Raw genomic sequence first — 20254 nt, 5'->3', positions numbered from 1 at the left:
TCAATAAAAAGAAAAAGTTCAACCGGCGGTTTGGCCGCTATAGCCGCTCAGCACGCCGCCGGAGGAAATCTGGAAAAAGTTTCTCAGCAGGTCCAGGGGGTCCAGGACGAAGCGTTCTTTTTCCACCGTTTCCGAATACAGCAGGTAGGTGCTGCCGATGACCTTTCCGCCGACGGTATAGGTAAGCTTTCCCGCGAGGGCACCCTCCCGGACGCAGGCGCGGACCGCGGAGGGCAGGCTATATTCGGCGGCAACGGTCTCCCCTGCCGTCAGGGGATAGCTCACCGCGGTTTCCGCCCGAATCCCCACCGAGTCTGTCACACCGCCCGTCACGGCGATGCGGCGAAGCTCCTCGCTTGTTCCGTTGAGAGCGGTTGTGGGATAGGTTTCAAAGCCGTAGTCGAAAAGCGCGGCATGGTCGTTCCAGTCGTTGGGATCGTCCAGGGTGACCGTGATCAGTCGCTGGCCGTCTTTCACGGCGCAGCAGACCAGAATGCGGCCGGCCGCCTTGGTATAGCCCGTTTTCAGGCCGATGACGCCCTGGTAACGGGAGAGCATTTTATTGTGATTGGTCATGGTGCGCCCGCCGATGGTGATGCTCCGGGTGGAGGCGATGCGCAGAAAGACGCCGTTGTTCATGGCGGCCACCGCCAGCTTCGCCAAGTCCTCGGCGGTGGAGTAATGCCCGTCCGAATCCAGCCCGCTGGGGTTTGCGAAGCGGGTATTGGTCATACCCAGTTCGGCCGCCCTCTCGTTCATCTTCTTAACAAAATTGGAGACACTCCCGCCGCAGAAATCGGCGACGGCCAGGGCCGCGTCGTTCCCCGACTGAAGGAGAAGCCCGTACAGCAGCGCCTCCAGCGTGAGCTGCTCCCCCTCCCTGAGGTACATGGAGGAACCCTCGGCCAGAGTATATTCCCGCTTCACCGTAACAACGGCGTCCAGATCCCCCATCTCGATGGCCAGCAGAGCGGTCATGATCTTGGTGGTGCTGGCGATGAGCATTTTTTTGTCGCTGTCCTTGCTGTACAGGACCCTTCCGCTGCCGGCGTCCACCAAAATGGCGCTGGCCGCGGACAGGGACAGCGCCGAGGCGCGGGGGACGGGACCCACCGCAGCAAATATGGCGAAGAGCAGGATAAAAATCAGGATTTTACACTTCATGGATCGTATCACCCGGTACCAGTTTACGCGCGGATGACACTATTATACGTGTAAAAACCTCCATTATCCGTCGAGAAAAGGAGCCAAAAAGAGGGATTTTTCTCCGCCGGGAGGCGCGTTGAGAACCGCGGCGCCGAGGCGGGAACAGCCTGCGTTTCTCAGTCTTCGAACTTGTCTTTTTCCGTGAATTCCTTGATCTTGTCAATGATCTCGGGGACCAGCTCCACGACGCGGTCCACCGTGGTATTGGCGGGGGGCGCCACGTTTAAAAGCTTCACCGAACCGTCCTTCACCACCAGAAAGGCGATGGGGGAAATGTTGACGCCCGCGCCGCTGCCGCCGCCGAAGCCGTTGTCCGCGCCGGGCTTGGAATCCTTTACGGCATAGTCTCCTCCGCCGGCACCGAAGCCGAAGGTTACGCGGGACACGGGGATAAGCGTGGTCCCGTCCAGGGTGTTGATTGGATTGCCGACAATGGTATTCACGTCTATCATTTCACGGATTTTTTGCATGGTTTTTTCCATCAGATCGCCGATAGGATGCTGTTCCATAGTATTCCACCTTCACTTTCCAAGTATGTTGTTGTATTTCTGTTCGGACGCGTATCAGGACGAGGCGGGAGAAGCGGACGGAGTGCTTTCCGTCCCCGCGCGGCTTTTCCGCGCCCTGCGGAGTTTCAGATATCCCATGAGGAAGTGGAAACCTACGGCGAGGCCCTGCCAGACAGCCAGGGAAAACACGGCATGGGTATAGACCGAGGGTTTTCCGGGAGTGAAGTCCAAATGGGCCACGATGCGCCGCTTTCGCAGATCAAAGGCGTTTTCCAGGGCGGGCAGCGACGCCCCCAGAAGGGCAGAAAGGCCGCCGTAGAGGATTCCGGCCTCCGCAGGATCCGCGCCCCGGACGGTAATCTCCAGGATCAGAAGATCGATCCGGAGTTTTTTCCGGAAGCGGCCCGCCGTATCCAGGGCCAGAGGAAGAAACTCCTTGGTCTTTTCCAGCGTGTCTTTCAGTCCGGCCTCGGGCTTTTCTTCTTTCCGGACGGCTTTCTTTTCCTTCTTTTTTGCCGGGGGCTTTTTCCTGCCGGGGGCGAGCGTGAAGCGCAGGGGGCCCGCCCGCAGGCGGAGGGTCAGGGTTTCGCCGTATTCCAGGTCGACCCCCACGCGCAGGAGCAGCAGGAGGAGCAGGCCCAGAAGGACGGCGCCCAGTATGATCCATATGGGAGAAACGGTCATGCTCACTCCTCCGAAGCGCTCCCTCCGGTATCGCCGTTCTCCCCGGATGCATCCAGGAGGGTGATCTGGCCGTCCTCCGAAACCGGAAGAGGGGGCAGATCCTCCAGAGAGGACAGACCGAAGGCGCGCAGGAAATTCTTGTTGGTGCGGTACAGGATGGGACGGCCGGGGACCTGGAGCCTGCCGCATTCCTCGATGAGATCCCGCTCCAGGAGAAGACCCACGGTATAGCTGCTGTCCACGCCGCGGATCTGGTCCACATAGGCCCTGGTGACGGGCTGATAATAGGCCACAATGGTGAGAACCTCCAGGGCCGAGCGGGAAAGGCTCGCCGGCTTTCGGCTTTCAAAGGCCCTGCGGATGGCATCCGCCTGCTCCGGGGCGGAACAGAGCTGGTAGGCGTTGTCCAGGCGGATAAGTCGGATCCCCCGGCGCTCAAACCGGTAGTAGTCGGCCAGGCGGTCCACCACGGTTTCCAGCGTCTTTTTGTCCAGTTCCAGAGCCTGGCAAAGGCGTTCGGTACTCACGGGGTCGCCCGACGCAAATAGGATACCCTCAATGGCGGATTCTATTTCTTTGATTTCCATATTATTTTCCAATCCCCCCGAAGCTGCGGCGCTTTCTCCCGCGCGGCGGAGAACCTTCGGGATTCCGTTATGGCCTCCCTTAAAAATTCCAGGCGGGCTTGTCCTCCGCCGCAGCCGTCCGCTCCACCGTACAGTCGGCGCCTGCACCGGCCAGGCGCACCGCCTTGGTACGGCAGAGCTCCAGCACCGCTATAAAGGTGGCGACGATCTCCGAGCGGCTCCGGCTGCTCCGGAACAGAGATAAAAAACGCGTTTTGCCCGATGATAGGAGCCTTTTCACAATCTCGGCCGCCTTATCCGACACGGGGTAGGTTTCCCGTCCAACGATCCCCTCGAAGGAGCTGACGGGAGGAGGAAGGCGGCCCTTGGACCTCCGGAGGACCTCCGCGAGAGACGCGGTGAGTTCTTCTTTTCCGTGGGAGTACCGGATGGGTTTGCCAAGGGGCTCTGGTTTTCTCACCAGGATGCTCCTTCCCCGCTCTTCCAGCCGCGACATGGTAAGGCACGCCGCCCGGACGGCCTCGTACCGCTCGGCGCTGCGCCGCTCCTCCAGGGAACGCTTCAGCTCGTCCATCTCGGACAGGGCCTCCTCGTCCTGCTCCGACAGGAGCATGCGGGTCTTTATGTACAGAAGATGGGAGGCCATGGCGACAAAGTCGCTGGCGATCTCCATGTCCAGCTCCTTGCGCTCTTCCAGGTACTCCAGGTACTGGTCCAGGATGAGGGAGACGCGAAGATCCTGAATCTCGATTTTATTTTTTCCCAGGAGATATAAGATCAGATCCAGCGGCCCCTCGAAATCCTCCATGGATTCCCTGCGGGCGCGGACCACCTTTTCCAGCTTGAAAACGGGAGTGTCCATTCTGTCGCTCCTTTGGTGTCACCCGGCGGTATCACGGCCGGACGGGGATTCATCTGTAAAAGAGGCCGGGAATAAAGCTCGCGGCGTCCCACAGCCGGTCGAAAACAAAGCCGTGAAGCGCGAAGAGGGGCGTGTCAAACCAGCCCAGATACAGGCCGATCATGAGAAAAATCATGGTAAAGCGCTCGTAGCGCAGTATGGTGTAGTACGCCCGGTCCGGAAAGATGGCGTAGAGAACCTTGGAGCCGTCCAGCGGGGGGATCGGAATGAGGTTGAAAACTCCCAGGCCCACGTTCAGAGAAGCGAGCATGATGAGAAACTCGAAGACGGCACGCACGCCGCTCTGATCCGTATAAGGCAGGAGAACGGCTACAAAAAAGAGAGAGACGAAGGCAAGAAACAGGTTGGATATGGGGCCCGCCAAGGCGGTGGCCGCCATGCCCCGCTTGGGGTGCTTGAAGTACCGCATATCCACCGGGACGGGCTTTGCCCAGCCGAAACCCACCAGAAGCATCATGATGGTGCCGAAGAAATCCAGATGGCGAAGGGGGTTTATGGAGATACGTCCCTGGCGCTTGGCCGTGGGATCGCCCAGCCAGTAGGCAACCAGCCCGTGGCTGAGCTCGTGGAAGCTCAGGCAGATGAGGACCGCCGCCGCTCTCGCAATAAGCTCCGAAAGCGCGGACAGGTCAAAGCCGTTCAAAAAAGAGGATATAGCGTTCAACGAAAGACCCGATTCTCCGGCGAGGAATGGTTAAAACCCGCCGCCCTTCGCCGGTCCGGGGCGGGCGTATGGAAGCTTTATTATTTATTCAGTATATCAAGAAACGGGGGCGATTACAAGACGAAAGCGGGGATGCTCCGCTGGGGGATTTTTCATTTTGCATGCTTGTTTTTACGGGAGCTTGGACAGGAGCGGCGCGCTCCCCGCTGGGGGTAACTTTTTGTGTCTGATTTTTTACGAAAGGTTTGGACGGAGCTCGGCGCTCCGCTGGGGTGCCTTTTCCGTTTTGGGAAAAGGCACGAAAAGCAAACCAAGGGGCTCCGGCCCCTTTGGATTCCCATGGAGGGTGCTCTTGTGGGCGCTTTCAATCAGTGACTGACTTTCGGCAGTTGCGAACGCACGGACAGCTCTGCGGCAAGAGGTCTGTTTTTCAGCCCGCGATCGGAGCTCTCCGGGTTTTGAGTTGTGGGGCTCAATAGGACTGAAAAACCAAGTCTGTGGGGCGTTTGAGAGGAATAGTTATATGCGCTTAGAATTATTATGTTAACTTAGAGAGCGCTTCTGAAAATACTTTTGATATACTGCTGGGGATTCAGTAAAAAGAAAGCAAGTCCTCCCTTTTGAAAGGGAGGACAGATTTATAGCTCAACTCAGGCGATGGTGTTTCGCAGGACGCCGATGCCCCCGATTTCCACCTCGACGACGTCGCCGGAGACCATGGGGCCGATGCCCGCGGGGGTGCCGGTGGTGACCAGGTCGCCGGGGACCAGGGTCATGGAGGCGGTGATGAACTCCAGCATTTCCGGGATGCCCGTCATAAAGAGAGCGGTGCTGGAAGCCTGACGGACGACGCCGTTTAATCGGGTCTGGATCTGCAGGGCGGAGGGGTCCACCTCGTCGGTGAGCAGAGGTCCCACGGGGGCGAAGCCGTCCATGGACTTGGCGCGCGTCCACTGCACGTCCAACTGCTGCACGTCCCGGGCGGTGATATCGTTTAAGCAGGTGTAGCCCAGTATGTACGCAAAGGCATCCTTGGCCTTTACGTTTTTCGCCGTTTTTCTGATAACGAAGGCCAGTTCACCCTCGTAATCCAGGCGCTTTACAAAAGGCGGGCAGGATATCGTATCCCCGGGATTTGCCAGGGCGTTGGGTCCCTTGAGAAATAAGATGGGATGCGTGGGGGGCGCCTCGTCCCCGTGAAGCTCCAGCACGTGGTCGTGATAGTTTTTTCCCACGCAGACCAGCTTCGTGGGTTCGCAGGGGGCCAGAAGAACGGCTTCCCGCAAGGGAACGGTGTCGCCGTCGGGGGCGACGGTATCGTAAGGCGGACAGAGGAGAGTTCTGATCCGATCCCCTTCCAGCAGGCCCCACACGGGGCGATTGTTTTTCAGAATGCGCACATATTTCATTTTTACATCTCCCTACCGCTGCGTTTATTTCCCCGCTCTCCCCTGTCGGGAAGATTTATGGTTTTGAAAGGCAGATATTAATCCGGGACAGGAGAACTTCCCTGGACGTTCCCGTCCGGGCGGAAAAGGGCAGCAGCGAGGCTTCCTCCAGCTCCAGTGTTTCAGCGATGAGAGAGAGCGCCGGAGCAAGTTCTGAGGCGCTGAGTTTATCGGTTTTATTGGCCGCTACGACAAAGGGGCGGCCCGTTTCCTGAAACCAGCTCGCCATGAGACGGTCGTCCTCGGTGGGCTTATGCCGCGCGTCCACCACGAGAATGCCCAGCGCTACCCGGGATGGGTCGGCGAAATACGCTCCCACCAGCGCCCTCCAGCGATCTTTTTCCTGCCGGGAGACTTTGGCGTAGCCGTACCCGGGAAGGTCCACGAAATAAAAGCGCCCATCGATTTTAAAATAGTTCACGTGGGCGGTTTTTCCCGGGCTGGAGCCCACCCGGGCCAGATTTCTCCGGCCCAGGAGGCAGTTGATGACGGAGGACTTGCCCACGTTGGAGCGGCCGGCGAAGACCACCTGGGGCAGACCATCCGAGGGAAAGTCCCCGGGCCGCGCCGCGGAGAGGATAAACTGCGCGTTCTGAAAGTTCATCATTTCCTCCATGACCGTTTCATTTGCAGAGGATGGGACGTCACTGCTTCAGGGGGACGCCCACGTCGGGATCCGCGCCGGGGCACCGGAAGGAGGGTTCCTCCGGGTCGCCCTGGATCAGCTTAAAGGAGTAGAGAGCCTCGGCCAGAACCGCGTCGATATGCTCCACCAGAACGAAGTGCAGGGAATTTCTCACGGTCTGGTCGATCTCCTCCAGGTCTTTTTCGTTTTCCGCCGGGAGGATCACGGTCTTCACCCCCGAACGGAGGGCGGCCATGGTCTTTTCCTTGAGACCGCCGATGGGAAGCACCCGGCCGCGCAGGGTGATCTCCCCCGTCATGGCGATGTCCCGGCGCACCGGCGTATCGGTGAGGGCGGAGACCATGGCGGTGGCGATGGTGATGCCGGCGGAGGGGCCGTCCTTGGGGACCGCGCCCTCCGGGAAGTGCACGTGGATGTCCCGGTTCTTGTAAAACTCGGGATCGACGCCCAGGGCCTGGGCGCGGCTGCGGATATAGGACATTGCGGCCTTGGCGGACTCCTTCATCACGTCTCCCAGATTGCCTGTGAGCTCGATCTTGCCGGTGCCCTCCACAATGTTGACCTCCACCTCCAGGATCTCGCCGCCCACGCTGGTCCAGGCGAGGCCGGTGACCACGCCCACTTCCCGCTTGCTGCTGCGGCGCTCCGGGTGGAATTTCCGCACGCCCAGGTATTGCTCCAGGTTTTCCGCCGTGACGGAAAGTCTGGAAGCCTCTCCGGAAACCACGGCCATGGCCGCCTTCCGGCAGACCGCAGCCAACTCCCGTTCCAGGAGCCGGACGCCGGACTCCCGGGTGTATCCGGAGATGATTTCCCGCACCGCGTCGTCGGACACACGCAGGACGTTCCGTTTCAGCCCGTGCTTCTTCATCTGTTTGGGCAGCAGGTGGCGCTTTGCGATCTGAAGCTTTTCCTCGTCGGTATAGCTGGTGAGCTCAATGACCTCCATGCGGTCCAGAAGGGGCCGCGGAATGGTCTCGGTGGTGTTGGCGGTGGTGATGAACATGACGCTGGACAGATCGAAGGGGATCTCCAGAAAATGATCCCGGAAAGCGCTGTTCTGCTCGGCGTCCAGCACCTCCAGAAGGGCCGAGGAGGGGTCTCCCCTGCCGTCGGAGCCCAGCTTGTCGATCTCGTCTAAAAGCATCAGGGGATTCATGGTGCCGCCCTGGCGGACGGCGGTCATGATGCGGCCGGGCATGGCGCCCACGTAAGTCTTCCGGTGGCCGCGGATGTCCGCCTCGTCCCGGACGCCGCCCAGAGACAGCCTCGCCAGCTTCCGGTTCAGAGCTTTGGCCACGGAAACGGCCACGGAGGTCTTGCCCACGCCGGGTGGGCCCACCAGGCAGAGGATCTGGCCCTTCAGGTCGGGGGCCAGCTGACGCACCGCGAGGAACTCCAGGATGCGCTCCTTGACCTTTTCCAGGCCGTAGTGGTCGCTGTCCAGGATTTTCCGGGCGGCGGCCACGTCCACGCGTTCTTTGGAGTATTTGTTCCAGGGAAGCTCCAAAACGGCGTCCAGATAGTTCTGGACCACCGCGAGCTCGGAGGAACCGAAGGGTTGGCGGGACATGCGGGCGACTTCCTTGAGGAGTTTTTCCTCGGTTTCTCTGGACAGGCGCAGCTTTAAGATCCGGCTGCGGTACTCCTCGGGCCGGGAGCCGGTATCGTCCCCCGGGGTGCTCCCGCCCTCCTCCAGCTCGCCTTGAAGGACCTTGATCTGTTCCTTGAGGATATAGTCCCGCTGGTTTTTGCCGATATGCTCCCGGATTTTGTTCTGCAGGTCGTGCTCCAGGGTGAGGATTTCGATCTCCCGCTGGAGGATATCGTTAATGAGCTTCAGGCGGGAGATGGGGTGCAGCTCCTCCAGGATCGCCTGTTTATCCCTGTGCTTGACGGCGATGTTCTGGGCGATATAATCGGCGACATAGCCCGGGTCCTGGCCGGACACCACGTTGAGCATTACGTCGGGGGTCATCTTGGGGGCGAGCTCCGCGTATTCCTGGAACAGAGCATAGCAGCGGCGGAGCATGGCCTCGGCCCGCACCGTCATTTTCGGGGTTTCCTCCGAGGAGAGTTCCTCCACCCGGGCCAGAAAATAGGGCGAGGTCTGCTCGAGGCCCAGGAGTTTTCCCCGCTGTTTGCCCTCCACCATGACTCGCACGGCGTCTCCGGGCAGGCGCAGGATCTGGCGGACATTGGAAATGGTGCCGATCCGAAACAGATCGGATTCCTCCGGAGTCTCGGTGGCAATCTCCCGCTGGGCGACCAGAAAGATCTTTTGGCCGGAGGACATGGCCTCGTCCAGCGCCCGGATGGAAATATCCCGGCCCACGTCGAAGTGGAGGAGCATGTTGGGGAAAATGGTCAGCCCGCGAAGGGCGAGCATGGGCATAGTTTCAATGGGAAGGGGTTTATTCATGGTAACACTCCTTTCTCACCATGAGAGTGGAAGGTCCGGAAAGATTCCGGCGGCGGACAGAGAGACGAAAAGCCGCATGACAAGACATGCCTCAGCGTCGACGGCATGCCGCGTCATGCGGCCGAATGCTCGAAGAGGGGTAACGAATTTGCCCTGAAACTGCCGTCAGGACACGTTGCTCCGTTTTTTAGGCGCCTTGCTCCGGGTTTTGAGCCTGGAAACGGGCAGGCTTTTTTTGTCGGGATTGCGGACAACCCGGGGGGAACCCTCGCCACGGACGCAGGCGGCGTCCACCGCCACGGTTTCAATGGTGGGGTCGGAGGGGATGTCGTACATGACGCGGGTCATGACGTTTTCCAGGACGGCCCGCAGGCCCCGGGCCCCGATTCCCCGGGCGATGGCCAGGTCGGCGGCCGCTTCCAGGGCTTCCCGGTCGAAGTCCAGGGTCACGCCGTCATACTCCAGGAGCTTTTTATACTGTTTTACCAGAGCGTTTTTGGGCTCTGTGAGGATGTTCACCAGCTGCGGCCGGTCCAGGGATTCCAGGGTCACGATAACGGGAAGCCGGCCCACCAGCTCGGGGATGATGCCGTATTTGAGCAGATCGTGGGGCTGGACGTTTTTCAGCACCTTCCCCAGGTCCTTCTGCTTCCGGCTTTCAATTTCCGCGCCGAAGCCGATGGCGCTCTTATCCAGGCGTTTTTCAATGATCTTGTCGATCCCGTCGAAAGCGCCGCCGCAGATAAAGAGGATATTGGTGGTGTTGATCTGGATAAACTCCTGATGGGGATGCTTGCGCCCGCCCTGGGGCGGAACGTTTGCCACCGTGCCCTCCAGGATCTTCAGAAGGGCCTGCTGGACGCCTTCCCCGCTCACGTCCCGGGTGATGGACACGTTTTCGCTCTTCCGCGCGATTTTATCCATTTCGTCGATGTAAATGATGCCGTGCTCGGCGGCCTCCACGTCGTAGTCGGCGGTCTGGAGAAGGCGCAGGAGGATGTTCTCCACGTCCTCGCCCACGTAGCCGGCTTCGGTTAAAGTGGTGGCGTCGGCAATGGCGAAGGGCACCTTCAGGATCTTGGCGAGGGTCTGGGCAAGCAAGGTCTTGCCGCTGCCCGTGGGGCCGAGCATGAGGATGTTGCTTTTCTGGAGCTCCACGTCTCCCCCGCCGCCCAGGTAGACCCGCTTGTAGTGGTTGTAAACCGCCACGGCAAGGCTGATTTTCGCCTCGTCCTGCCCCACCACATAGTCGTCCAGAATCTCCTTGATGTCTTTCGGGGACGGCAGGCCGGACAGCTCATCCTCCACAAAGGTCTCTTCCTCGTCCTCCTGGAGTCCGTCGTTCAAAATGCTCACGCAAAGCTGCACGCACTCGTTGCAGATATATGCGCCCGGACCCGCGATGATGCGGGAAACCTGCTCCTGGTGCTTGCCGCAGAAGGAGCAACGGACGGTTTTTTTGTCTTCGTTCTTGGTCATGGAACCCTTTCTTTCTGCCGGGGCCGCCCGGCGGGGGCCGGATGCATTCCGTTCCATCCGGAAACAGCGCCTATACGCCCGGAGAAGACGCCTCCGGGAGCCGTCAGCGCTTGTAGATAATCTTGTCTATGATGCCGTAATTCTGGGCTTCCTCGGCGGTCATAAAGAAGTCCCGCTCGCTGTCCCGGGTGACCTCCTCCACGGGTTTGCCCGTGTTCTGGGCCAGGATGGCGTTGAGGCGCTTTTTCATCCTTATGATATGCTCGGCGTGGATTTCTATGTCCGTCGCCTGCCCCTTGGCGCCGCCCGAAGGCTGATGGATCAGGATCTCCGCGTTGGGCAGGGCGATGCGCTTGCCCTTGGCGCCGCTGGAGAGCAGGAACGCCCCCATGCTGGCCGCCATGCCGATGCAGATGGTGGACACGTCGGGCTTGATGTACTGCATCGTGTCGTAAATAGCCATGCCCGAGGTGACGGAGCCGCCGGGGCTGTTGATATAAAACTGGATGTCCTTGTCGGGGTCCTGGGCTTCCAGATACAGAAGCTGGGCCACCACAAGGCTTGCCGTGGTGTCATTGACCTCTTCGGATAAAAAGACGATCCTGTCGTTCAAAAGACGGGAAAAAATATCGTAGGACCGCTCTCCCCGGTTTGTCTGCTCTACTACATAAGGAACTAAACTCATAGTACTCTCCCTTCCGCCGCTTTGCGCCGGCACTGTGCAACATATGTGGGGAACGCCCGCCTCGCAAAGGATCAGGCGGGGTTCCGGCGCGCCGCTATCCGCCGCAATGGGGCGGAATTTGCCCTGTAAGGAGAGATTATTCCCCTTTTTCCTCGGAATCAGCCGCTTTCTTTTTCACGGCGCGCTTCTTTTTCGGTTTTTCTTCTTCTGAAGTCTCCTCTGCGGAGGCTTCCGCTTTTTCCGCCGGCTGCTCCGCAGGCTCGGCCAGGACGTTTGCCGCGTCCACGACGAGCTTTGCCGCCTTGGTGATCTTCATTTCCTTGAGGATCTCCTCCCGGTCCACCGCGTTTTTGACCTTTTCCGGCTCCATGGAATACCGCTCGGCGATCTCCTTGTACTCGGTCTCGATCTCCTCGTCGGAGAACTCCAGTCCTTCCCCGTCCGCCACGGCGGCAAGGGCAAGCTCCAGCTTCACCCGGTGAAGGGCGGGCTCCTTGGCGGACTCTTTCAGCTGATCCGGCGTGGTGCCGGTCATCTTGAGGTATTCCTCAAAGGGGATGCCCTGGGAGGTGATGCGCAGAGCATAGTCCTCCAGCATTTTCTCCACCTGGGAATCCACCATGGCTTCGGGAATCTCGGCCTCCATGCCCTCAATCACCTGATCCAGGAGGGCGTTTTCAAAGGCCTGGGCGGAGCGGTCCGCCTTTTCCTTCACAAGTCTATCATAGATACTCTTTTTCAGTTCGTCAAGAGTGTCAAATTCCGAGACGTCCTTGGCAAACTCGTCGTCTGCCGCGGGGAGCTCGGTCTCCTTGACCTCGTGAATTTTTACCTTGAAAACCACGGGCTTACCGGCAAGATCGGCGTGGTAATCCTCGGGGAAGGTGACGTTTATATCCGCCTCCGCTCCCGGGGCAAGTCCCACCAGCTGCTCCTCGAAGCCGGGAACAAAACTGCCGGAGCCCAGAGTGAGGCTGTATTTCTCCGCTTTGCCGCCCTCGAAGGGCACTCCGTTATCAAAGCCTTCGAAGTCCAGGACCACGGTGTCCCCGTCCTTGGCGGGACGGTCCACCGATACCAGACGGGAGTTCCGGCTGCGCAGGGCCTGGATCTCCGCGTCCACATCCGCGTCGGTCACCTCGGCGGCCGGACGCACGGCGGAAAGACCCTTCCACTGGCCCAGCTTAACCTCGGGATATATCGCCACCATAGCCTTGAACTCAAAGCCGTCCTTGGATATATTCACCAGCTCCACCTGGGGATAGGAAACGGTTTTCAGGCCTTCCTGCTCCACGGCGGCGGCATAGGCCTCAGGATAGGCGAAGCCCACCGCGTCTTCGTAAAACACGGATTCGCCGTACATGGACTCAATGATCTTCCGGGGAGCCTTTCCCCTGCGGAAACCGGGAACGGAAATCTGATTCCGGTTTTTCCGGTAGGACTGCTCCAGACCCTTTTCCAGTTCTTCCCGGCCGACTTCGATCACGAGCTCCACCATGCTCTTTTCTTTCTTTTCCACATTTTTTAAATTCATCGGGCTTCTTCCTCCTAAAACTGCTGAGCAAATACCGCAGGCCGCGGCTCAAAATTCCGCTTTCAGCCGCGCGGCGGCATAAAACCGCGTACAGCTTATCCATTTTACCAGAAACATTACCAAAATACCATAAGTATTTTAAATTTCATTCCAATATTTTTAGCGGCCTGAAGTCAAGATAATCCGCGGATACCAGATGGAATTCGATTCCGCCGTAGAGGCCGTCCACCGCGGACCGGTGACTGCGGGGTCCGTGAAGATGGCCGTAATAGCAGCGCTTCACCCGGTATTTTTGCAGAAGCTCCAGAATTTCGGCGCATTCGTACCGCTCCGCCAGAGGCGGATAGTGCAGAAAGCAGAAGATTTCCCGCTCGCCGGCCGCCTTCAGGGAAGCCTCCAGGCGGATGAGCTCCCGGAGAAAGACCTTTCTGGCGTGAGCGTCTCCGGAGTCCTCCTCGTAAAACCAGCCCCGGGTACCGCACAGGGCCGTGTCCCCGTAAAAATAACAATTGTTGTGAAGAATCTCCAGGGTGTCGATGCCGTTATCCCGGAAAAAACGGTTCATTTTCGCGGCGGTGGTCCACCAGTAGTCGTGATTGCCTTTCAGAAGAATTTTCCGGCCGGGAAGCCGGTGAATCCACAAAAAATCCTCCCGGGCCTCCTCCAGCGACATGGCCCAGGACAAATCGCCGCACAAAACGGTCACGTCATCTTCCTTCAAAGCGGAAAAGCCGGCGGCCAGACGCTTGTCGTGTTCCTTCCAGGCGTCGCCGAAGACATCCATGGGTTTATCGGAAGACATGGCCAGATGCAAATCTCCAATGGTGTACAGGGACATTCCTTGTCCTCCCGTTGCATTCCGTAAAATATTTTGGTTTTTTCGGCTCATACTATTCACAGCGGAATCGATCCGCCCGCGGCGAAAAAGAAAAGAAGACCGCACAAGCCGCGGGAAGTCTGCAAAACCCGTCTGCGCCGGCGGGGGCGGGTTTTGTCAATCCTGCCTCACCGCCGGAGAAAGGAGCGCATATGGAAGTTTTAAGACCCAAAAGGCCTTTCTGGGAAGTCCCGTCGTCGAGCGCCTCATACTATCCCATGCAGGCCTATAACGCCATCGGCATGGAAGTAGGCGCCGCCTTCCCGTACGCGGGAACCGACCAGTCGTCCCGCCAGGAACCGTCCGGACGGATTGCGTGCAATGTGGAAAGCTGCGTGTACCATGCCGAGGGCGACCATTGCTCGGCACCGGAAATCCAAGTGGGCCCGGAAAACGCCGTGGACAACGAAGCCACCCTCTGCGCCACGTACCGCCACAAGTAAACCATTTTTATCCGGCGGGGACGGCCGACACGGAGGACGTACCGCCGGGGAAAGGAGCGGACATGGAAGAAAGATTCCCCAAAGACCGCCTGTGGAACGGCGACATGAATTCGTACTATTTCCCCGTGGACACCATCGCGGCCATGAACGCGGGAGCGAATCCCTATGAGCAGTACACCTCCGCACGCAGCCGGATCGATCAGGTATCCTGCAATGTGGAAAGCTGCATGTATCACTCGGAGGACGATCTGTGCATGGCCCACGGGATCACCGTGGGGCCGGAAAACGCAAGAACAGAGGGAGAAACCCTCTGTGCAACCTACCGCCACAAATAACACGGAAAAAACGGGCCGGAACGTCATCCGGCCCACCGGAAACCGGGACCGATCCGACACCGGTCTCCGCCCCCGCCCTTCAGGAAGAGAGGGCGGGGGCGGAACCGTTTTTATCTCTCGAGCATTTTCAGCACTTCCCGGGTCATGCCGTCTTTTTCAGTCACGCCGGTGAAACGGACGGGCTTGGAGCCCAGAGCCGCAAGGTTTTTCGGAGGGGCGATCCCGGCGGCGGCGGAGAGTTCTCCGATGAGGTCCGTTCCGGAGGAAACCGGGGAGACCCCGATGGCGGGAAGCACGCTGTCGCAGAATTTAAAGGGGCTGGCGGTGGAAACCACGAGGCCGGGAGCGGTATCCCCCGTTTCTTTCCTGTACTGTTTAAAAACATGGAAGGCTACCGCCGTATGGGGATCGATGAGATAGCCGTGCTCCTTCCAGACCGCGGCGATGGTTTCCCGGGTCAACGCGTCGTCGCAGGAGCCGGCCCAGAACAGACGGGAGATTTTCTTTTTCACCGTTTCGTCGACCTCATACCGCCCGGTTTCGGCCAGAGAGGACATGTACTCCCGGACCTCCTCCGCGCCTCCCTCGGAAAGGCCGTAGAGAAGCCTCTCCAGGTTGCTGGACACCAGGATGTCCATGGAGGGGGACAGAGTGTTGTAAAACGGACGGTTCCTGTCGTACACTCCCGTATTGATGAAATCGGTGAGCACGTCGTTCCGGTTGGAGGCGCAGACGAGCCTGCCGATGGGGACTCCCATGGATTTCGCGTAATAGGCCGAGAGAATGTTCCCGAAATTGCCCGTGGGCACGCAGACGTTGAATTTTTCCCCGGGAACAAGGGTTCCCTGATTGAGCAGATCGCAGTAAGCCGAGACGTAGTATACGATCTGGGGAAGCACCCGGCCCCAGTTGATGGAGTTGGCGGAGGAGAGAAACCAGCCCCGCTTGGAAAGGGTTTTGCGGAGGGAAACGTCGGAAAAAATTGCTTTAACGCCGGTCTGGGCGTCGTCAAAATTGCCCCGGACGGAGCAGACCCCCACGTTTTTCCCTTCCTGAGTCACCATCTGCAGTTCCTGGACCCGGGAGACGCCGTCCTTGGGATAAAAGACCAGAATGGCGGTGCCGTCCACATCCCGGAAGCCCTCCAGGGCGGCCTTGCCCGTGTCTCCGGAGGTGGCCACCAGAATGAGGACCGAGCGCTCCTCCCCGGTCTTTACCAGAGAGGCGCTGAGAAGATGGGGCAGCATCTGCAGGGCCATGTCCTTGAAGGCGCTGGTAGGCCCGTGCCAGAGTTCCAGGCAGGAGACCCCGTCGGTCACCCGGCGCAGGGGAGCTATGGCGGGAGAATCGAATTTATCGGTTCCGTAAGCCTTTTCCGCGAAGGAGCTGAGCTCGCCCGCGGCAAAGTCGTCCAGAAAGGCGTTCATTACGAAAACCGCGCGCTGCTGATAGGCCATGTCCCGCATGGATTCAAAGGCATGGGCCGTAAAATTGGGCAGCACCTCGGGGGTGTAAAGCCCTCCGTCTTCCGCCAGGCCCCTGACAATGGCGTCCTGGGCAGAAACGCGCAGAACGCCGTCTCTCGTACTTATATACCGCATACTTCCTCCACTATCCTCATGAGATTATTGAAAAAGATATCATTCACCAAAGACTGGCTGTAATTTCTTCGAAGAAGGGCTTCGTAGAGAAGATTCAGATCCTGGATGCCGCGCATCCCGGCGGGCAGCTCCTCGCAGCCGTCCAGGTCGCAGCCCAGGGCGACGTTTTTCTCCCCGCCCTGAGAAAGAAAATGCTCGATGTGGGAAACCGCGTCGTCCACGGTGGGACGGGGGCCCAGAAAGCCTGCGTAGAGATTGATGCCGGCCACTCCCCCGGCGTTTACGATCGCGCGGAACTGCGCGTTGGTGAGATTGCGCGGATGGGGGGCCAGGGGCCGCGCGTTGGAATGGCTGGCCATGAAAGGGCGTTTCGCCATGGCGGCCACGTCCCAGAAGCCGGGTTCGGACAGATGGGACACGTCCACGATCATCCCCAGATCTTCCATGGTTTGCACAAAAGTTCGGCCTTCGGGGCCGAGCCCCCGGGTGTCCTCCTCGGCGATGGAGCCGGAGAGGAGATTGCAGTGATTCCAGGTGAGGTTCACGGCCCGGACGCCCTTATGATACGCATCTTTCAGCTTTTCAATATCACAGTCCAGAATTTCCGCGCCCTCCACCGACAGGAGAGCGGCGGCTCTGCCTTCTGCGGCGGCCTTTCCGATTTCCCCCGCCGAACGGCACAGGACCAAGCAGCGGGAGTTTTTCTCAAGCTCCGTCCGGAACCATTCGTATTCCCGGAGAAATTCCTGATACAGCCCGCCGGGAGGAACGCTCTCCCGGAGAATCCAGAAGGCGAAGAACTGAGCCCAGGGGGAAAAGGCGCCGCCCCGGATCAGGTCCACGTGACCGGTGTTTCGAAGGAGGTCCTCCCCTTCCTCAACGCAGCCGTGTATGGTGTCGCAGTGAGCGTCAAACAGCGGAATCGGTTTCAAAACGCGGATACCCCCTTTGACCTTTTGCCCGAGAATCAAAAGGCGTCTTCAATATACCTTATGGTGCAGGGAGTTCCGGGACCTTCCCCGTAAAGCTCCGCCACGTCGAAGCGCGGCTGTAGGGAGCAGTCGTTTACACTGAGATAAAGCTCGGCGCAGGTGCGGATCCTCGCCTGTTTTCTGCGGTCCACCGCCTCGGCGGCGGAGGCGAAAGCGGCGCTTTTCCGGAGCTTGACCTCCACAAAGGCGATGAATTTACCGTCGGACGCGATGAGATCGACCTCCCCGAACCGGGTGCGGTAATTGGCGCCGAGGATCTCCCAGCCCCGATCCCGGAGCCAGGCGGCCGTCTGGGCCTCTCCCCATCGTCCGGCAAGCTTCTTATTCATTTGGGTATGTATCGTGGAGAAAGGTTTTCCGGTGGGCCGGGCAGGGGCCGTATTTCCGCAAAAGCTCGTAGTGCAGCTTGGTTGGATAACCCTTGTGCTTGTCGAAGCGGTATTCCGGATAGACGGCGGCCAGCTCCACCATGTACAGGTCCCGGCTCACCTTGGCCAGAATGGAAGCCGCGGCAATTTGAGGGCTCTTCCCGTCCCCTCCCACGACGCAGACGGCGGGGGAAGCCCCGATCCCCTGGGTCCGGTTTCCGTCCACCAGGGCCAGGTCGGCCGAGGGGGAAAGAGCGCGGATGGCCCGGTCCATGGCCAGCATGCGGGCGTTTAGTATATTGTACCGGTCGATCTCCGCCTCTCCGGCGGTGGCGACGCCCCAGGCGAGGGCTTTTTCCTTTATCATGTGAAACAGGGCTTCCCGATGTTTCGCAGTAAGCTTTTTGGAATCGTTCAGTCCCGGTATGGTAAGCCCGAAGGGCAGAATCACGGCCGCCGCGAAGACCGGGCCGGCCAAAGGCCCGGCGCCCGCCTCGTCCACTCCGCAGATGCTGCGGTAGCCCTGGGCGCTGTATTCGCTTTCAATCGTCCAAAGAAGGTTCCCCTCCGCCATCCATGGCCACTTCCTTTCCGTTTTCTGGGGGCCGCTCCAGAGAAATCCGACCCAGCACCCCGCCCCGGAACTCGTCCAGGAGGACCTTGGCCATCCGCTCCAGATCCGGCTCTCCGCCGGAGACCAGAAATCCTCTCCGGCGGGCGGCTTGATCCAACAGAAGATGACCGGGGCTGCCGGGAACAAGACCCTCTCCGTATCGGGCGGCAAGAAGCCGCGGATAAAGGGTATCCAGCCGTTCCATCAGGCGGAAGGCCAGCGTTTCCAGGTCCAGGATCTCGTCTTTCACCGCGCCGGTGAAGGCCAGATTCAGCCCTACCGCCTCGCTGTCCAGCCGGGGCCACAGGATGCCGGGCGTGTCCAGCAGCTCCAGGCCGCTGGCCACCACGACCCACTGCCTGCCCCGGGTGACTCCTGGGCGGTCCTCCGCCTTTGCCGGTTTCCGGCCGGAGATGCGGTTGATGAAGGAGGACTTTCCGACGTTGGGGATACCGGCCACCATGATCCGGAGGGGCCGGCCCGCCTGGCCGCGCTGCTCATACCGCCGGAGCTTGTCCCGGAGAAGATCCCGCACGGCGGGAGCGAAGCGGTTTACCCCCGCGCCGCTCTTGCTGTCGGTCTCCAGGACGGGATGGCCGTTTTTTTTGAACCACGCGGCCCAAAGAGCGGTAACGGCGGGATCCGCCAGGTCCGCCCGGTTTAAAACCACGAGCCGGGGCTTGTTTTCCGTGAGGGAGCGGATATCCGGGTTGCCGCTTGCATACGGGATGCGCGCATCCAGAATTTCACAGACGGCGTCCACCTGGGGAAGGGTTTCCTGAAGCATCCGCCGGGCGGCGGTCATGTGGCCGGGATACCATTGAATGTTCATTTTTCGACTCCGATCCGGTTCAGGGGAAAGAGGGTAAACACCACATGGCCGAGGATGTACCGGGTATCCACCATGCCGACGGCGGCCACGCGGCTGTCCGAGCTCTCGTTGCGGTTGTCCCCCATGACGAAGACGCAGCCCTTGGGCACGGTGACGGGAAAGGAAACGTCGTACATGGTATAGGTGCGCTCGGCGATATAGGGCTCATCCAGCACCACGCCGTCCACCGAGACTTCACCGGTTATGAAGTTGATGTCCACCGTCTGGTTTTCCGTGGCGATCACCCGCTTGACGATGGGCTGCTCGATAAAGGATTCCTTGCGCAGCACGATGATGTCCCCGTCCCGCGGCGTGTAAATCAGGCTGGAGAGCACCAGGATCTTGTCCTTGTCGTGAAGGGTGGGCAGCATGGAAAACCCGTCCACGCTGATAATACGGAATAAAAATGTGAATATAAGCACAATGCAGACGATGGCAGTCACCAGCGCCTGCAGCCACTCGTAAAGTTCGCACTCCAGCTCCGAAGGCTTTACGCCGTCTTCCGCCGGATCTATGCCGTGCATGTCGTCATTATCCATCCAACAGTCTCCCAGCCGGGTATCGCCCGATTTGTCCGTTTCCGTTCCGCCCGTCCGGCGGTTATACCCTATTATACACAAAACGGGAAATAAAAAAAGGGGGTATCTCCCTTTTTTTCGGCCCGGCGAATAGCGCCGTTTTTCGACAGAAACCTAGAAAAGACTGCGTTTTAAACGCAGAAGCGCAAACGCCGGAGGCTTTATTCCATGCCGGTCCGGACGGAGCCGGCGACAAAACGCAGAAGCCTTTCGCCACCGGCAGACAAAACAGGAAATATCCGGCTAAAATAAAAGAAGGGGGGTGTTCCCCCCTTCTTTTGGGCTCTTAAACCAGTTCCTTGACTTTTGCCTGCTTGCCGACGCGCTCTCTCAGGTAGTAGAGCTTTGCCCGTCTGGCCTTACCGGAGCGGACCGTCTCGATTTTCTCGATGATCGGGGAATGAAGCGGGAAAATCTTTTCCACACCCACGCCGTAGGAAATGCGGCGGACGGTGATGGTTTCCTCAATCCCGCCGTGCTTTCTGGCGATGACCGTTCCCTCGAAAACCTGAATCCTCTCCCGAGTGCCTTCCTTGACCTTGATGTGCACCCTGACGGTGTCGCCGATGTTGGCCTGGGGAGGGTTTTCCTTGCGCTGCTGATCGGCCAGCGCTTTCATCAGATCCATTTTTATCCTCCTAATGAAGGGTGTTCGTGCCGCAAAGGAAGGCCCTGGGGTTAAAAAACCCGGGCAGCGACAGAGGACCGCCCTGATAGACTTAAGTATAATACCACGCGGGAGGGCAAAATGCAACAACGAAATGCGGAAATGTAAGAAAATATGGAACCA

At 59.4% G+C, this 20254-nt stretch carries 22 protein-coding genes; 2 read left to right on the top strand and 20 right to left on the bottom strand.

From position 1 onward, the window contains the following. Positions 1-18: 18 nt before the first annotated feature. The 13 genes from B9A13_RS01685 to B9A13_RS01625 all read right to left on the bottom strand — a co-directional run bounded on the left by B9A13_RS01685 (position 19) and on the right by B9A13_RS01625 (position 13624). A complete protein-coding gene (locus B9A13_RS01685) occupies positions 19-1164 on the bottom strand; it encodes a D-alanyl-D-alanine carboxypeptidase family protein (protein WP_084233293.1) in 1146 nt (381 codons plus the stop codon). Positions 1165-1322: 158 nt separating this feature from the next. Beyond that, positions 1323-1715, bottom strand: coding sequence for a GerW family sporulation protein (ytfJ, locus tag B9A13_RS01680; RefSeq protein ID WP_084233292.1), 393 nt, complete (start codon positions 1713-1715; stop codon positions 1323-1325). 54 nt (positions 1716-1769) lie between these two features. Continuing rightward, positions 1770-2399 carry a DUF2953 domain-containing protein gene (locus B9A13_RS01675; RefSeq protein ID WP_084233291.1) on the bottom strand — a complete coding sequence of 210 codons (630 nt, stop codon included), beginning with the start codon at positions 2397-2399 and terminating at the stop codon, positions 1770-1772. Positions 2400-2401: 2 nt separating this feature from the next. Continuing rightward, positions 2402-2986 (bottom strand): SMC-Scp complex subunit ScpB, encoded by a 585-nt coding sequence (gene scpB, locus B9A13_RS01670; protein WP_084233542.1) that lies wholly within the window; start codon positions 2984-2986, stop codon positions 2402-2404. Between the two features lie 79 nt (positions 2987-3065). Then, positions 3066-3848 (bottom strand): segregation and condensation protein A, encoded by a 783-nt coding sequence (locus B9A13_RS01665; protein ID WP_084233290.1) that lies wholly within the window; start codon positions 3846-3848, stop codon positions 3066-3068. A 49-nt stretch (positions 3849-3897) separates the two neighbouring features. Next, positions 3898-4572 (bottom strand): site-2 protease family protein, encoded by a 675-nt coding sequence (locus tag B9A13_RS01660; protein ID WP_084233289.1) that lies wholly within the window; start codon positions 4570-4572, stop codon positions 3898-3900. A 650-nt stretch (positions 4573-5222) separates the two neighbouring features. Further along, positions 5223-5981 (bottom strand): fumarylacetoacetate hydrolase family protein, encoded by a 759-nt coding sequence (locus B9A13_RS01655; RefSeq protein WP_084233288.1) that lies wholly within the window; start codon positions 5979-5981, stop codon positions 5223-5225. A 55-nt stretch (positions 5982-6036) separates the two neighbouring features. Continuing rightward, on the bottom strand, positions 6037-6627 hold the full coding sequence (gene yihA, locus B9A13_RS01650) for a ribosome biogenesis GTP-binding protein YihA/YsxC (RefSeq protein WP_242942747.1): 591 nt from the start codon (positions 6625-6627) through the stop codon (positions 6037-6039). Between the two features lie 37 nt (positions 6628-6664). Then, on the bottom strand, positions 6665-9088 hold the full coding sequence (gene lon, locus B9A13_RS01645) for an endopeptidase La (RefSeq protein WP_143806839.1): 2424 nt from the start codon (positions 9086-9088) through the stop codon (positions 6665-6667). A 165-nt stretch (positions 9089-9253) separates the two neighbouring features. After that, positions 9254-10567 carry an ATP-dependent Clp protease ATP-binding subunit ClpX gene (gene clpX / locus B9A13_RS01640; protein WP_084233541.1) on the bottom strand — a complete coding sequence of 438 codons (1314 nt, stop codon included), beginning with the start codon at positions 10565-10567 and terminating at the stop codon, positions 9254-9256. 103 nt (positions 10568-10670) lie between these two features. Beyond that, positions 10671-11252, bottom strand: coding sequence for an ATP-dependent Clp endopeptidase proteolytic subunit ClpP (clpP, locus tag B9A13_RS01635; protein ID WP_084233286.1), 582 nt, complete (start codon positions 11250-11252; stop codon positions 10671-10673). 136 nt (positions 11253-11388) lie between these two features. Then, complete coding sequence (gene tig / locus B9A13_RS01630) at positions 11389-12786, bottom strand: trigger factor (protein ID WP_084233285.1); 1398 nt, start codon at positions 12784-12786, stop codon at positions 11389-11391. Positions 12787-12931: 145 nt separating this feature from the next. Further along, positions 12932-13624 (bottom strand): metallophosphoesterase, encoded by a 693-nt coding sequence (locus B9A13_RS01625; RefSeq protein ID WP_084233284.1) that lies wholly within the window; start codon positions 13622-13624, stop codon positions 12932-12934. A 191-nt stretch (positions 13625-13815) separates the two neighbouring features. Here B9A13_RS01625 and B9A13_RS01620 point away from each other — a divergent pair, with 191 nt between their 5' ends. Continuing rightward, a complete protein-coding gene (locus tag B9A13_RS01620; protein WP_242942746.1) occupies positions 13816-14106 on the top strand; it encodes a DUF1540 domain-containing protein in 291 nt (96 codons plus the stop codon). 62 nt (positions 14107-14168) lie between these two features. Next, complete coding sequence (locus B9A13_RS01615; protein WP_084233283.1) at positions 14169-14441, top strand: DUF1540 domain-containing protein; 273 nt, start codon at positions 14169-14171, stop codon at positions 14439-14441. 110 nt (positions 14442-14551) lie between these two features. On the opposite strand, the gene thrC is transcribed toward B9A13_RS01615, so the two are convergent. The 7 genes from thrC to rplS all read right to left on the bottom strand — a co-directional run bounded on the left by thrC (position 14552) and on the right by rplS (position 20092). After that, entirely contained in the window at positions 14552-16042 is a 1491-nt protein-coding gene (gene thrC / locus B9A13_RS01610) for a threonine synthase (RefSeq protein ID WP_084233282.1), read from the bottom strand. Continuing rightward, entirely contained in the window at positions 16030-16974 is a 945-nt protein-coding gene (locus tag B9A13_RS01605; RefSeq protein WP_084233539.1) for a dipeptidase, read from the bottom strand. The genes thrC and B9A13_RS01605 overlap by 13 nt, the downstream gene beginning before the upstream one ends. Positions 16975-17009: 35 nt before the next feature. Further along, positions 17010-17363: a YraN family protein gene (locus tag B9A13_RS01600; protein ID WP_084233281.1), complete on the bottom strand. Its 354-nt coding sequence runs from the start codon at positions 17361-17363 to the stop codon at positions 17010-17012. Further along, positions 17356-17976: a ribonuclease HII gene (locus tag B9A13_RS01595; protein WP_084233280.1), complete on the bottom strand. Its 621-nt coding sequence runs from the start codon at positions 17974-17976 to the stop codon at positions 17356-17358. The genes B9A13_RS01600 and B9A13_RS01595 overlap by 8 nt, the downstream gene beginning before the upstream one ends. Continuing rightward, the gene (gene ylqF, locus B9A13_RS01590; protein ID WP_084233279.1) at positions 17945-18847 is read right to left on the bottom strand and encodes a ribosome biogenesis GTPase YlqF; all 903 of its coding nucleotides are present in this window, start codon (positions 18845-18847) and stop codon (positions 17945-17947) included. The genes B9A13_RS01595 and ylqF overlap by 32 nt, the downstream gene beginning before the upstream one ends. After that, on the bottom strand, positions 18844-19425 hold the full coding sequence (gene lepB / locus B9A13_RS01585; protein WP_084233278.1) for a signal peptidase I: 582 nt from the start codon (positions 19423-19425) through the stop codon (positions 18844-18846). Before lepB ends, ylqF begins: the two co-directional genes overlap by 4 nt. 325 nt (positions 19426-19750) lie before the next feature. Next, positions 19751-20092, bottom strand: coding sequence for a 50S ribosomal protein L19 (gene rplS / locus B9A13_RS01580; protein WP_084233277.1), 342 nt, complete (start codon positions 20090-20092; stop codon positions 19751-19753). Positions 20093-20254: the final 162 nt, after the last annotated feature.

This window comes from Papillibacter cinnamivorans DSM 12816 (genome assembly GCF_900176335.1).
GTDB classification, from domain to species: domain Bacteria; phylum Bacillota; class Clostridia; order Oscillospirales; family Oscillospiraceae; genus Papillibacter; species Papillibacter cinnamivorans.
This window is presented reverse-complemented; position numbering and strand designations above follow the sequence as displayed.

What these genes read in the sequence shown, in the direction of transcription:
- B9A13_RS01685 (WP_084233293.1), bottom strand. Translation starts at nt 1,164, where the DNA reads ATGAAGTGTAAAATCCTGATTTTTATCCTGCTCTTCGCCATATTTGCT.
- ytfJ (WP_084233292.1), bottom strand. Translation starts at nt 1,715, where the DNA reads ATGGAACAGCATCCTATCGGCGATCTGATGGAAAAAACCATGCAAAAA.
- B9A13_RS01675 (WP_084233291.1), bottom strand. Translation starts at nt 2,399, where the DNA reads ATGACCGTTTCTCCCATATGGATCATACTGGGCGCCGTCCTTCTGGGC.
- scpB (WP_084233542.1), bottom strand. Translation starts at nt 2,986, where the DNA reads ATGGAAATCAAAGAAATAGAATCCGCCATTGAGGGTATCCTATTTGCG.
- B9A13_RS01665 (WP_084233290.1), bottom strand. Translation starts at nt 3,848, where the DNA reads ATGGACACTCCCGTTTTCAAGCTGGAAAAGGTGGTCCGCGCCCGCAGG.
- B9A13_RS01655 (WP_084233288.1), bottom strand. Translation starts at nt 5,981, where the DNA reads ATGAAATATGTGCGCATTCTGAAAAACAATCGCCCCGTGTGGGGCCTG.
- yihA (WP_242942747.1), bottom strand. Translation starts at nt 6,627, where the DNA reads ATGATGAACTTTCAGAACGCGCAGTTTATCCTCTCCGCGGCGCGGCCC.
- lon (WP_143806839.1), bottom strand. Translation starts at nt 9,088, where the DNA reads ATGAATAAACCCCTTCCCATTGAAACTATGCCCATGCTCGCCCTTCGC.
- clpX (WP_084233541.1), bottom strand. Translation starts at nt 10,567, where the DNA reads ATGACCAAGAACGAAGACAAAAAAACCGTCCGTTGCTCCTTCTGCGGC.
- clpP (WP_084233286.1), bottom strand. Translation starts at nt 11,252, where the DNA reads ATGAGTTTAGTTCCTTATGTAGTAGAGCAGACAAACCGGGGAGAGCGG.
- tig (WP_084233285.1), bottom strand. Translation starts at nt 12,786, where the DNA reads ATGAATTTAAAAAATGTGGAAAAGAAAGAAAAGAGCATGGTGGAGCTC.
- B9A13_RS01625 (WP_084233284.1), bottom strand. Translation starts at nt 13,624, where the DNA reads ATGTCCCTGTACACCATTGGAGATTTGCATCTGGCCATGTCTTCCGAT.
- B9A13_RS01620 (WP_242942746.1), top strand. Translation starts at nt 13,816, where the DNA reads ATGGAAGTTTTAAGACCCAAAAGGCCTTTCTGGGAAGTCCCGTCGTCG.
- B9A13_RS01615 (WP_084233283.1), top strand. Translation starts at nt 14,169, where the DNA reads ATGGAAGAAAGATTCCCCAAAGACCGCCTGTGGAACGGCGACATGAAT.
- thrC (WP_084233282.1), bottom strand. Translation starts at nt 16,042, where the DNA reads ATGCGGTATATAAGTACGAGAGACGGCGTTCTGCGCGTTTCTGCCCAG.
- B9A13_RS01600 (WP_084233281.1), bottom strand. Translation starts at nt 17,363, where the DNA reads ATGAATAAGAAGCTTGCCGGACGATGGGGAGAGGCCCAGACGGCCGCC.
- B9A13_RS01595 (WP_084233280.1), bottom strand. Translation starts at nt 17,976, where the DNA reads ATGGCGGAGGGGAACCTTCTTTGGACGATTGAAAGCGAATACAGCGCC.
- ylqF (WP_084233279.1), bottom strand. Translation starts at nt 18,847, where the DNA reads ATGAACATTCAATGGTATCCCGGCCACATGACCGCCGCCCGGCGGATG.
- lepB (WP_084233278.1), bottom strand. Translation starts at nt 19,425, where the DNA reads ATGGATAATGACGACATGCACGGCATAGATCCGGCGGAAGACGGCGTA.
- rplS (WP_084233277.1), bottom strand. Translation starts at nt 20,092, where the DNA reads ATGGATCTGATGAAAGCGCTGGCCGATCAGCAGCGCAAGGAAAACCCT.